This is a genomic window from Candidatus Accumulibacter contiguus, from assembly GCF_012940005.1.
GTDB classification, from domain to species: domain Bacteria; phylum Pseudomonadota; class Gammaproteobacteria; order Burkholderiales; family Rhodocyclaceae; genus Accumulibacter; species Accumulibacter contiguus.
Genome location: NZ_SPMX01000104.1, coordinates 1 through 13,342 on the forward strand (window position 1 = coordinate 1; position 13,342 = coordinate 13,342).

Here is a 13,342-nt window from a genome sequence, read left to right on the forward strand (position 1 = left end):
GCTGCTGATGCCAGTCTCCTTGGCAGTCTCAGCATCGATGGCCAGGGAGCAGGGGCCGGCATTGGCAGCGATCCGTATGGAGCGTCAGGCAATACGGGTAATGCCGGAAGCATTGATGTGGAGGTGGCTGGCAATATTCAGATTCTCAAGGGAGGATACATCGATGCCTCTACCTTCTCTGCTGGTGATGCAGGCTCGGTGAAGGTCAGGGCCGGCAGCCTCAGCATCGATGGTCAAGGTCTGGGGGCCGGAATCACCAGCGGTGCTTATACCGGGAGCACTGGCAGGACGGGCAACGTGGAGGTGCTGGCGACAGGAAATATGGTCATTCTCGACGGGGGTTATATCGATTCTTCCACCACATCTTCTTCTGACGCGGGAGCGGTCAAGGTGTCCGCCCGCAACCTCACGATTGATGGGCACGGGTACAAAACCGGAATTTCCAGTGATGCGGCATTCGGCAGCACCGGCAAGGCGGGCAGCGTCGATGTGCATGCGACCGGAGAGATCGCGATTCTCGGCGGAGGACGCATCGACACATCGACCCGTTCTTCCGGTCAGGCGGGTTCAGTGAAGGTCAGCGCCGCTGGACTCAGCGTTGATGGCCAGGGATTCACCCGGTCCGGAACGGGTGTCTTCAGCAACGCGGAAGTGCTTTCTGCGGGTCAGACCGGCAGCGTGCTGGTCTCTGCCAGCGACCGCATCACGCTCGCCAATGGCGGTGGGCTTTCGGTCCAGAACTTCGCGACGGTCGAGAACCCTGGCGCTCTCATCCCGACCACGCTGACCGTGAGCGCGCCGACTATCCTCCTCAAGGACGCCGAGATCACCGCCTCATCCACCGGCAATGTCGCGGCCAGCCATGTGCAGGTCGATTTCAGCCAACGCCTCTCTCTCGATACCAGCGGCATCACCACCAGCGCCAACCAGGGGAACGGCGGTTCGATCCATATCACCGGCGGCAAGGGCATGATCCTGCTGGACAACGCGCAGATCAGCACCTCCGTCCAGGGGGCTGCGGGCAACGGCGGCGACATCCATCTCCAGGCGCATACGCTGATCATGAACACCGGCTTCATCCAGGCCAATACCGCCGCCAGGAATGCTTCCGGCGGCAATGTGCAGATCGACGTGCAGGCGCTGGTGCCGAGCGGTGACACCCTGTTCATCGGCGGGCAGACACCCTACACCTTCCAGCCGGGGGTCTTCAGCTTCAATGTCATCCAGGCCGCCGCGCCGACCGGAGTGAGCGGGGTGGTCCAGATCAGCACGCCCTTGCTGGATATCTCGGGCGCGCTGACCGGATTCAACGTGCAACTGCTCGACAGCGGCGGACTGGGACACAACCCGTGTCGGATCACCGGCGGGAGTTCGCTGGTACAGAGCGGCCGCGGCGGCTTGGCGCCCTTTGCCCGCGATCTGCTCGGCCCGCTCCGGGGAGTTCATGATCAGGGGGTGCCTGGAAATGTCATGACCGTTGGTGGCCTGCTGCCATCCTTACCCGACGATCCGTCGTACTTCTCCGCATCCTGGCGGTGCGCCAATGACGGGCAGACGCCACGCTCCTGAGCACCGGGCTACCCGTCTATGGCCGGAATGGATCCTCGAATAGAATGAGACATGATACGTGGAGGGGATAATGCGGAAATGGTTCAAGCCCTTATGGCAAGGCGTCAGGTTGTGTTGGCTGCTGATGGTTGCGGCGCTTGCCCTGGCCGGCCAGGCAGTCGATAACGGCGATAGCCTCGTTGCCCAGGGCATCGCACTTCGCGAACAAGGGGATCTGCAGAAATCGATCGACCTCTTGTCTTCCGCCAGCAAGCTGGCCGTATCCCCTGGCGGCCAGGTCCGGGCGCGCGGGGAGTTGGGGATCTCCTTGCTGCAAGCCCATCGCTACGAAGAGTCCGAAGGTCTGCTGCGCGAGGCTTATGCATCATCGACGGGTGTCGAACGCGCCCATTTTGCCGTCTATCTGGGCAACCTGGCGCTCATTCGCAAGCGCAGCGAAGAAGCCAGGGGGTACTATCAGGAGGCGCTCGGCCTCGCGCCAGAAGCGATCGAGATCCAGTTCAGCGTTCGTCTCAACCTGCTCCGGATGGCTCCCGAACCAGAAAAGCTTGCGCAACTATTGCTGCTGTCACAGCAGATCGACCAGGCCGGCGGACCTCCTGGGCCGCTCGCCCGCTTCCACCTCAACCTGGGTGAACAGGCACGACTGCTGGGAATGCCGGGCTTGTCCCTGGCTTATCGGCACCTCGATCGGGCAAGGGAACTCGCCAGGGAGCAGGGCGATCGCTCTCTCGCAGTGGAAGCCCTGGATGCCCTGGCGCAGCTTTATGAAGATCATCACCGGAACCAGGATGCGCTGATCCTGACGCAACAGGCCATCGAACAGGCGCATTCCCTGGCGCCGGGAGCGGCTGCCCGCTTGCTGATCGATCTGGAATGGCGGCAGGCGCGGCTGCTCCAGGCCGGAGGCCGGGAGGCGCCGGCGCTGGCCGCGTACCAGCGCGCCGTCAGCCACCTCGAGTCGGTGCGCCAGGATATCCCCATAGAATATGAAGATGGCCGATCGTCTTTTCAGGCGACGCTCGAACCGATCTATCTGGGCTATACCGATTTGCTGCTGCGGCAGCTCGACAAGCAGCCGGCGGAGGTTCAGGCGGCGCAGTTGCCAAAGGTGCTGAATGCGCTGGAATGGATCCGGCAAGCCGAATTGCAGGATTTCCTGGGAGATCGCTGCGCGGTTGAAGCCGCGCATGGCAGCGATTCGGCACGGGTGCCACCGGGAACGGCGGTGCTCTACCCGGTCATCCTGCCTGATCGCCTGGAATTACTGCTGCAGACGTCGGGCGGCATCCAGCGGCGGAGCACGGCGATTGACGGCGCGACCCTGCGCGCCACGGCACAGACCCTGGCCGACGCCTTGCGCAACGGTCTGGAGGACTATCGGGAACCGGCACGGCAACTGAACGACTGGCTCCTCAAACCCTTTGCCGACGCCTTCGCCGCTCAACACATCGACTCGCTGGTGCTCGTCCCGGAGGGGGCCTTGCGTCTGGTGCCGATGGCCGCGCTGCATGACGGCCAGCAGTTCGTCATCGAGAAATATGCGGTTTCGATGGTCACCGGCATGACCATGACCCATACCGCCGTGCCGGCCGGGCAGATGGCGGCATCCCTGGTGGTCGGCCTCTCCGAACCCGGACCGGTGGTCGACAAGCACAGCCAGTTACTGAGTGAACAGATCCAGCAATCGGACTCGGCCGAAAAGGATCGGAGGGGGAAGGGGAGGGGGCTTGCGCGGACGATTGAACTACGTTCGATGCGCGGGCTCCGCAGTGCGGCGCCGTCGGGCCAGCCGTCGTCCCGGCAGATCGAGGATCTGCGAGCCAGTCTGACCTTGCCGGGGGTCAAGGAAGAAATCGAGGCGCTACGCGGCATCCTGCACGGGAATACCCTGCTGGATGCGCAATTCACCGTCGGCAACCTTCACCAGCAGGCCGAATCCGGCGATTACCAAATCGTCCACATCGCCTCGCACGGCGTCTTCGGCGGCAGTGCCGAAACCAGCTTCATCATGGCCTACGATGACCTGATCAGCATGAACGGGCTGCAGGGCCTGCTCCAGGCCGAGAAGCTCCAGAGCACGCCGATCGAGCTGCTGAGCCTGTCCGCCTGCGAAACCGCCGAAGGCAACGACCGCGCGCCGCTCGGCATCTCCGGCGCCGCCATCAAGGCGCGTGCCCGGAGCGTCCTCGGCACCCTGTGGCCGGTTGCAGACGAGGTAGCAAAAGCGGTCATGAAGAGTTTCTACAGCGGCATCGCCAACGCCCATCTGTCCAAGACCGAGGCCCTGCGCCGGGCACAACTCGAATGGATCCGTCACCCCGATTGGAGTCACCCCTTCTACTGGGCGCCGTTCATCATCATCGGGAACTGGCTGTGAGGAAAACCATGGCCACCCACGGTAATAAACCTCATTGGCCGCTCGTCATAGCACTGCTCGCAGCGGCCTGCTGCGCGTTGCCGGCGCAGGCGGCATCGAACATCGTCCGCGATGGCAGCATCGGGGCCGGCCCGCTGACGGCATTGACGCCTGCGGGGACGGTGACCAGGGGTTCGGTAAGCTACCAGAACATCGCCATTCCCGAGAATTACGGGCAGCGCGCGGGTGGCAATGTCTTCCATAGTTTTTCGAAATTCAGCGTGGGGAGTGGTGACGGCGCGGTGTTCACGATCAATGGCCCCGCCAGCAATGTGATTTCGCGCGTCACCGGCGGGCAGTTGTCGACGATCAGCGGCTTGCTGAAACTCGATCCGGGGAGTACCGGCAGCGCTCCCAATTTCTTTTTCATCAACCCGGCGGGAGTGACCTTCGGCGCCGGGGCGGTCATCGATGTGCCGGCGGCCTTGTACGTCAGCACCGCCAACTATCTGAAGTTTCCCGACGGCAATTTCCATGCCGATACCACGACCGCCAGCACTTTCTCCAGCGCTGCGCCGGAAGCCTTTGGTTTTCTTGGAACGACGCGGGCGAGCATTGCGGTCAATGCGGGCGCCGGAATCCTGGCCAAACCCTTGCAATCGCTGAGCCTGATCGGGGGAGATGTGCAGATCGACCAGGGGCGCATTGGCAGTCAGGGCGGCGACATTCGAATCGTTGCCTTCGGCGGCATTGCCGGAGAAGCCCGCATTGCCGGTGAATTGCCCATCGCCCGAGGCAATCTGGACATCCTCAATGGAGGGTATGTATGGGCACTGAGCGATGACGCGTACCACACCGGCAACATCTCGATCGCCACCGGTACCCTGACTGCAGATGGGGGAAGTGGCGGTGAGCAGACCGGTCTCTACTCTTATACGGAAAGTGCAAGAAATGCCGGCAGCGTCAGGATCAAGGCAAGTGGCGACATCACGCTGAAGAACGACGGGCAGGTTGACACCTCCACCTACGCCGCCGGCGCTGGTGGAGCGGCTTCCGTATCGGCGCGGAACATCACCATCGATGGTACCGGTTCCGGCCTGTTCAGCGATTCCAAACCGGAATCCAGAGGTGACGCCGGCGACATCCGGATTCTCGCCAGCGGCAAGCTCTCGATCAGCAACGCTGCAACAATCAACTCGTCGTCCTGGTCCAGCGGCCTTGCCGGAAACATCATGGTCAGTGCCGGGTCGATCGTCATCGATTCCAAGGGCTCGGGTGAAACGGGGATCCTGAGCAAGGCGGAGTTATCCGGAAACGCCGGCAACATCGACGTGCAGGCGAACGGCAGCCTTTCCGTCAAGGACCACGGGAGCAGTATCAATTCGTCCACCTGGTGGTCGGGCAATGCGGGCACGGTCAAGGTATCGGCCGGATCGATCACCCTCGATGGCCAGGGAAATGGTGTCGCTGCCATCAGTAGCGCCAGTCGTTCACTTTCAAATCCCGCAGGCCGTGCGGGCACCATCGAGGTAACGACTGCTGGCACGCTGGCGGTGCTGAATGGCGGATTGATCGACTCGTCTACCTGGTCGCTGGGCAATGCGGGCACGGTCAAGGTATCGGCCGGTACGCTCGTCATCGACGGAATGCGAGCGCGGACATCGACAGGGATCAGCAGCAACAACTATCCTTTGTCAGGGCTGACCGGAAATGCGGGCAACGCCGGCGACATCGATATCATCGTCGCCGGTTCCCTTTCGGTGCTCAACGCCGGACAGATCGATTCATCCACCTGGTCGACGGGTAATGCCGGCACGGTGAAGGTCTCTGCCGACACGATCACCGTAGATGGCGAAGGCAGCATCCGGAGTACGAGCTCGCAGCAAGTCCTGGCGCCCGTCCCCACAGGTTTGGGTGGCAACGTCCAGGTCAATGCCAGGAACACCCTGACGATCAGTAATGGTGGCGAAATTGATTCCTCGACGTACGGGTCAGGGAATGCGGGCAGCGTCCGTGTTTCCGCTGGCGACATCAGGATTTTCGGGGAAGGGACCTTGTTCGGCATCTTCAGCGCCGCCTATGGAACCCTGGAAAATCTGGCCAGATCCGGCAATGCAGGAAGCCTGGATGTGCAAGCGATGGGAAACCTGGAAATCGCTAACAGCGGGATGATCAGTTCATCCACGCTCACTTCGGGCAGCGCGGGCAAGGTCGCTGTCTCTGCCGCGAACGTAAGAATCGATGGTCAGAATTCCCCTGGCGGGAATTCCGGGATATTCAGCAGAGCGTATTACGGTTCCTCCGGACAAACCGGTCAGATTTTTCTTTCCGCCCGGGACAGTGTCTCACTCACCAGTCACGGCACGGTTTCCATTCAGAACGATGCTTCCGTGGGCAACCCTTCCGTGGTCACGCCTGGCCTCCTGACCGTGAGCGCGCCGACGATCCTCCTCAGGGACGCCGAGATCACCGCCTCATCGACCGGCAATGTCGCGGCGAGCCATGTGCAGGTCGATTTCGGCCAACGCCTCTCTCTCGATACCAGCGGCATCACCACCAGCGCCCACCAGGGCAACGGCGGTTCGATCCAGATCACCGGCGGCAAGGGCATGATCCTGCTGGACAACGCGCAGATCAGCACCTCCGTCCAGGGGGCTGCGGGCAATGGCGGCGACATCCATCTCCAGGCGCATACGCTGATCATGAACACCGGCTTCATCCAGGCCAATACCGCTGCCAGGAATGCTTCCGGCGGCAATGTGCAGGTCGACGTGCAGGCGCTGGTGCCGAGCGGTGACACCCTGTTCATCGGCGGGCAGACACCCTACACCTTCCAGCCGGGGGTGTTCAGCTTCAATGTCATCCAGGCCGCCGCGCCGACCGGAGTGAGCGGGGTGGTCCAGATCAGCACGCCCTTGCTGGATATCTCGGGCGCGCTGACCGGATTCAACGTGCAACTGCTCGACAGCGGCGGACTGGGACACAACCCGTGCCGGATCACCGGCGGGAGTTCGCTGGTACAAACCGGCCGCGGCGGCTTGGCGTCCTCTGCCCGCAACCTGCTCGGCCCGCTCCGGGGAGACACGATGGTCGTTGGCGACATGCTGCTGCCCTCGCCGGGTGATCCGCGGCTGGCCTTCGCCTCACGGGGGTGTGCCCGTTCATGACCAAGCGAAATCCTATGCGCGTCAAGACAATCCCGGTCGCACTGTTCGGGCTGCTGATGGGGCTGCCGTCAGCCGCCTTCGCGGCCGAGGCGATCGACCATCTCAACGTCCAGGAACCGACGCGTCCGGAATACCTTCCGGGCAAACCCGCTGAGGGCTTTCAATTGCCGCCGGTTTCTCCGGAGCCAACGATTCCTGCGCCGGGAGCGGCTGGCGAGTCGGTATGGATCCATAAAATCCTCTTTCGCGGCAATCGCGTCATCCCGACCAGCGAACTCGACGCGGTCGCCGCGGCGTATGCCGGCCGACCGCTCGATGCGGCCGGACTGGAAGACCTGCGGCAGAAATTGAGCCGCCATTACGTCGATCGGGGCTACATCAATTCCGGCGCCCTGCTGGGCAAGGAGGCCATCGACGGCGACACCGTCACTTTCGACATCGTCGAGGGCCGCTTGAGCGAAGTCCGCCTGCATGGCCTGGAGCGCCTGAACGAAAACTATCTCCGCCAGCGGCTCACCAGGAGCAGTGATGGCGCATTGAACGTCGACACCCTGCGTGAACGTTTCCAGTTGCTGCTCGACGATCCGCTGTTCGAACGCCTGAACGCCCGCCTGATCCCCGACACCCGCCTCGGCGAAGCGATTCTGGACGTCGAGGTGCTGCGGGCGCGCCCGTACCAGCTCGCGGCTTTCGCCAACAACTACCGTCCACCTTCGATCGGTTCCAATGCTTATGGCCTCAGCGGCTGGGTGCGAAACCTGACCGGTCAGGGCGACGTGCTCAATGGCAGCGTGCAGGACTCCACGCAGGGTGGCGCCAACGGCCGTTACAGTGTCGGCTGGCAGATGCCCTTGAACCAGACCGGCACCCGGTTTTCTTTTCAGTTCGAACATGAAGACTCGACGGTGATCGAAGACCCCTTGCAGGATCTGGATATCAAGAGCGTCCTCGACACCCGGGATTTCGGTCTCAGTCAGGTCTTTGTCGAAACGCTGCAGCACAAGCTGACCCTGGGGGTCAACCGCGTCGAAAGGAAGAACAGCACGACCCTGTTGGGGCAGCGGTTCTCGTTCATCCCGGGAGAGCCCGACGGGGTCACCCGGGTGTCGGCCTGGCGTTTCTGGCAGGAATACGCCTATCGGTCCGAAAGTCAGGTGCTGGCGCTACGTTCGACATTCACTTTGGCCCGCAACAATGCTCAGGAAATCGCCGGCCTTCCCGCAGGAACGCCGCAACCGGACAGCCACTACAATATCTGGCTTGGCCAGGCGCAATATGCGCGGCGAGTCCTGGAAAATGGCGCTCAGTTGATCCTGATCGGTAATCTTCAGCAGACCCGGGATCGGCTGTTGCCGCTTGACCGGATGTCGATCGGCGGCGTCTATACGGTGCGCGGCTATCGCGAGAACCAGATGATCCGAGACACCGGCAGCATCGTGAATGTCGAATTCGATTATCCGCTGGTGCGCAATCCGGGCAAGGGATTCAACCTGTCGCTGGTCCCGTTCTACGACTACGGCCGCGGCAAGAACCAGAGTGAAGCCGCCGATACGCTGACCTCGATGGGTCTGCTCACCCGCATGCGCTGGGAGGGCGTCAGCCTGGATTTCAGCTTCGCCAAACGCCTGAGCTATCCCAATTTTGTCCGGAGCAACGGCGGCAATCTTCAGGATAAGGGCATCAACTTTCAGCTCAATTACAATTTCTTTTGAAGCGATTTCCGGGAACCAAGAATGACTGTGATCACTGATTTCCCGCTCCCGAGCCGCGCAGGATTTGTTCGATCCTGGCCATGTCCCGATGCTGGAGTCCCTTGGCCCGAAATACCTTGAAATCCGCCAGTACGACTTCGGCGAAGGTCTTGCCTTCGGGCAGCTTGCTGTCCTTGTATTTCGTATAGATGGCCAGTGCCTGCGCAGTGTGCTTGTCGAACAGATAGCCATGCGCAAGATTGATCTGTATCCAGAGCTGCTGCGGGTCGGCTTCCAGGCCGCGACTGGCACTGGCAATGGCCTCCCGTGGCTGCCGGGCAATCAGTTCGGTCCAGGCGAGATTTCCTTCCGCTCTTGCCCAACCTGACCGGTAAGCCACCTGCTTGGGAAATTCGCGGGTCAGGCGTGCGAAGATTTCGGAGGCCTTCAGGATCAGCACCCGCGCCCCGGCCGCATCGCCACCGCTGCCGCCGAGCAGGATACCGAGATTGTTGTAGCTCTCAGCCAGGTAGCTCCGATATTCCGGCACCTCGGGATGCTCCCGGACCAGCCCTTCCTGCAGGTCCAGGGCTTTCTGGTACGCCGCGCGCGCCGCCGTCGCATCGCCGCCTTCGTTGAGCAGGAGGCCAAGGTTGTTGTAGCTCATCGCCAGCTTGTGCTGGTACTCGACTACCTCGGGATGGTCTCGCGCCAGTCGTTCCCGCAGATCCAGGGCTTTCTGATAGGCCACCCGCGCTGCCGCCGCATCGCCGCCTTCACTGAGCAGGACGCCGAGACTGCTGTAGCTCATCGCCAGGTTGTTCTGGTACTCCGGCACGCTCGGGATGCTCNCGNNCCAGCCCTTCCTGCAGGTCCAGGCTTTCTGGTACGCGGCGCGCGCCGCCGCCGCATCGCCGCCGTCGCTGAGCAGAATGCCAAGATTGTGCTCGCTCAGCGCCAGTCTGCTCTGGTACTCCGGCACCTCGGGATGGTTTCGTGCCAGCCGCTCCAGAAGGTCCAGTGCATTCTGGTACGCTACCCGCGCCGCCACCGTATCACCGCTGTCGCTGAGCAGGAGACCGAGGTTGTTGTAGCTCCTTGCCAGATAGCTCTGATGCTCCGGTACCTCGGGATGGCTGCGGGCCAGCACCGCAAAGTCGGCAATGGCCTGGCGATAAGCGGTTTCGGCATGGCGATGGTCGCCCAACAGGTTCCGGATTTTTGCTGTTCGAAAAGTGGCCGCCGCCAGTTCCGCTCGCATCTGTGGATCTTCCGCCCGTTGTCTGGCGAGATCCTGGTAGAAATTCAGCGCTTTTTCCAGGAGCTGCCGGCGCAGGGGCTCCGATCCAGGCTGGTTGAGCAGGGTTGATTCGCTGACCTGGGTAAAGAAGTGGTCCACGGCTTCGCTGGCCCGTTTGAAGTTGGCCTCGGCCTGGGCCTTCTGGAGTTTTGCTTCCTGCCACTGGACGAAACTGAACACTGCGAAGACCATGACGATGGTGAAGACGGTGGCGACCGCCAGGAAACGCAGGCGTTTATGTCGCCGTGCCCGGCGCTTGCTGAGTTCCACCAGTTCGGCCAGTTCGCCGCGCAGGGCCAGGCGGTTTTCGTAGGGGGGGAGGGTGGCCAGCAGATCGGTTTCCAGCAGCCGACCATGCCTCTGGTATTCGAGCAGCCGGTTTTCCAGGGTCTGGCGCAGGTCCACCAGTTCCTGTTCCAGGCCGCTCATCCACTGGCGGATCTGCTGGGCGAGGGCGTCGTGACGCAATTCGTACCAGTGCTGGTCGGGGTCTTCGCGGACCAGCCGGTCCCCGATCAGGCGCTGCAAGGAGTCGGCAAGCTGGGCGTCAGTGAGTTCCGGGCCGAACTGTCTGGCCCGGATGGCGATATTCTGAAGGTTCCCGAACTGGCGGGTACCCTCGGCGGTCACCAGAGCTTTGAGAATCTGGCGGGCAAGCTCGCTGCCTTCTCCATAACTCTGGACACGCTCTTCGAGAAAGCGGCCCAGGATGGTCTGCACCTGGCCCAATTCCCGGTATGCGCCGAGTGTCAGGCGGGGATGTTCCGGGGCCTCAAGCAGCGCTTTTCGATAGAGTGAATCGAACACCACCTGGAAGACCGGCAATTCCACCTCGCTGCCGCCGCCGCTCAGGTCGGCGAGGATGTGCGAAACCAGGCCCTCTTCCAGGGCAACATCGCAGACCTCACAAGGCCCGACAATCGCGGCTGCGGCGTCACTTCTGGCGAGGTGGCGAATCCATAGACGATTGTGGAACAAGTCTGGCCAGTAAGGTTCCAGTTCACTCGCCCGCGCCAGATATTCTTCCCGCAGGCCGATCACCAATCGGCAGTTCCCTTCCTGTTCCAGCCAGCCCTGCACCGCACGCGCGAAAGCCTGGCGAACACTGGCGGGCTGGAACAGGAAGAATTCCTCGAACTGATCGAACACCAGGACCAGGATCTTGCTCTTTTGCTCGACGACCGCGCGCAGCAGTGCGCCGATTTCCCATTCCGGTGCGTTCCCCAACACCCGTTGCAAGGCCCGCCGCACGGCCTCGAAGGGATCCTGCGCGGTGCGCACCGTGACGAACAATGCCTCTTCGGCAGGGATTTCGCTGCGCAGGCCACATTCGATCAGCGAAGTCTTGCCGGTACCCGATTCCCCATAAACCAGCAGCACCCGGCTATGATAGAAACGGGCGTACAAATCGTGGATTTCGTTGTCGCGCCCGAAAAACAGGCTGCGATCCCCCACGCCGTAGGCATCGAGAAACTTGAAGGGGGAACGCTGCTGCTCCGTTGCCGCACCTACCCCAGCAAACAGGGTGTCCAGGCTTTCTTGCTCATCCATCGTGGCTCCTCAGACCAGCGCTGATGGCGCGGCTGTGGTGTCGCCAAACATCTGCAACAGGATGCTCAGTTCCTCCGCCAGATTGGCGGCCCGCTCGGAATCTCCGCCGCGAAAATTTCCGCCATGCTTGCAGGCCGCGTACTCGGCCTGATCGGGGTTTTTCATCCCGTTGTAGAAGAAAATATCGGGTGCCTTGCCGGCCTTCGCTTCATACACCAGCAGCGGATCCAGGTTGAGATGGCGACCGCTCTCGCGATGGCTGAGGATCACGGCATGGGAATCGAGGGGGAAGGTCTGCTTGTTGCGGTCGCCTTCGAAATCGCCCGAATTGCCGATCAGCTTCATCAGGCGGTGGCGGAAGACAGGCTCGTGCCGGCGGCGTTTCTCGACGTCGATTTCGCTGATGAAGGTCAATTCATAATCCAGCAGAAACTCCAGTGCTTCCAGTACGGTTTCCAGGTGCTCCTGTGCGCGACCGCAGAGATCCTGGAATTCATGGGCGTGCATGACCTTGATCTTGTCGTGGCTGAGTCCGTTGCGCAAGGTGAGCAGTTCGCCGAGCGCCTTCACCGCCCGGCTGTCGGCCGGCGGGGGATCGAAAAAGAAGCGTCCCATTTCAGGGATCAGAACCATTTCCTGCGGTTCTGTCAGCAGCCAGCGCAGACTTTCCCGAGCCAGGTGCAGCCAGGTTCCCCAGGCGATGCGCTCGAAGCGCAGCCGGAAATCGGCGCGCAGCGCGTGCGGCGGAACGTGCCCGGTCGATTCGGCAAAGTCCCGCGCCTGGCACAGGTTCACGACTCCGAGGAAACGCGTGATGGCTTCACCGGTGCTCAACAGATAGCGCAGCCGGTTCGGGCCGGGGTCCAGGCATTCGTCGGTACGCAACCTGACGAACATGGCTGCCACGGGATACGGGAACCCGTTGATGACTTCGCGAGCATAGCGGTCTTTCATCGAAGCACCCTAGCCACAAGACGATGGTCGTGAGAATATAGGTGAGGCGCTGGGTTTCCAGCGTGCTGGCGGTACGGATGGCATCTTCCAGTTGCGAAACGCGGGTGTGCAGGTTCTGGATGGTATCACCAACGCACCAGCGGGTTTCCAGTGCGGCCCGGAAGGCACGCACGTCGTCGGCCCATCGCGAACCAAGGTGATGGTCCTGGGTTTTGTGCAATCCACGGTTGGTTGGATCAGAGTGCGGATAGCCCGAATGTCATGGTAAATACGGCGCGCCAGCCAAGTATCTGTCCAGAAATAAGTTGTACAAGTTCAAACCGATGGCCGGATGGTGTAGTTCCATTCACCATGAAACTCGGAGCGTTCTATGTGAACTTTATCGAGTTCATCATCAGTCACGTGTATGCCTTTCGCGTAGGTGTTGGTATCCATCTCCGCCTCAATTTTTAGGCCTGCTTGTGTGGTGGTGGCAGCAATCAAATTGACGATGACCTCATGGCTGACCAGAGGCTTTCCTCGCCAATTCATACTGATGTAGCTGAACATCCGATGTTCGATCTTAGGGCTTCCCACTTAAAGCGGGACAGTCATGCTACCGATAGAGTCTGAGGATGAAGGGAGCTGAGGAGATGGGAACTGGTTGCCGCATCTCCTGTATCATCAGTTTTATGACAAAAAAAACTCTACGACTCAAGCCATACGGACAACCAGCCGCGTCATTTTTGCCGCACTTACAGACCAGGGAAAC

At 61.6% G+C, this 13,342-nt stretch carries 6 protein-coding genes and 1 pseudogene; 4 read left to right on the forward strand and 3 right to left on the reverse strand.

The window, feature by feature from the left end:
- From E4Q08_RS23065 to E4Q08_RS23080, 4 genes are all read left to right on the forward strand, one after another.
- Window positions 1–1,569, forward strand: a 1,569-nt coding sequence (locus tag E4Q08_RS23065) for an autotransporter outer membrane beta-barrel domain-containing protein (protein WP_505438051.1), incomplete at its 5' end; no start/stop codon positions are given.
- Between the two features lie 70 nt (window positions 1,570–1,639).
- Entirely contained in the window at window positions 1,640–3,949 is a 2,310-nt protein-coding gene (locus tag E4Q08_RS23070) for a CHAT domain-containing protein (RefSeq protein ID WP_169072127.1), read from the forward strand.
- Window positions 3,950–3,957: 8 nt separating this feature from the next.
- Window positions 3,958–7,095 (forward strand): beta strand repeat-containing protein, encoded by a 3,138-nt coding sequence (locus E4Q08_RS23075; RefSeq protein WP_169072128.1) that lies wholly within the window; start codon window positions 3,958–3,960, stop codon window positions 7,093–7,095.
- 14 nt (window positions 7,096–7,109) lie between these two features.
- A complete protein-coding gene (locus E4Q08_RS23080; RefSeq protein ID WP_169072129.1) occupies window positions 7,110–8,807 on the forward strand; it encodes a ShlB/FhaC/HecB family hemolysin secretion/activation protein in 1,698 nt (565 codons plus the stop codon).
- A 31-nt stretch (window positions 8,808–8,838) separates the two neighbouring features.
- On the opposite strand, the gene E4Q08_RS23085 is transcribed toward E4Q08_RS23080, so the two are convergent.
- The 3 genes and pseudogenes from E4Q08_RS23085 to E4Q08_RS23095 all read right to left on the reverse strand — a co-directional run.
- Window positions 8,839–11,637 (reverse strand): nSTAND1 domain-containing NTPase, encoded by a 2,799-nt coding sequence (locus E4Q08_RS23085; protein ID WP_169072130.1) that lies wholly within the window; start codon window positions 11,635–11,637, stop codon window positions 8,839–8,841.
- Window positions 11,638–11,646: 9 nt separating this feature from the next.
- Window positions 11,647–12,591, reverse strand: a complete 945-nt coding sequence (locus tag E4Q08_RS23090; protein ID WP_169072131.1) for a hypothetical protein — start codon at window positions 12,589–12,591, stop codon at window positions 11,647–11,649.
- Between the two features lie 315 nt (window positions 12,592–12,906).
- Window positions 12,907–13,155, reverse strand: a pseudogene (locus E4Q08_RS23095) (ISAzo13-like element transposase-related protein); the annotation flags it as partial.
- Window positions 13,156–13,342 lie beyond the last annotated feature (187 nt).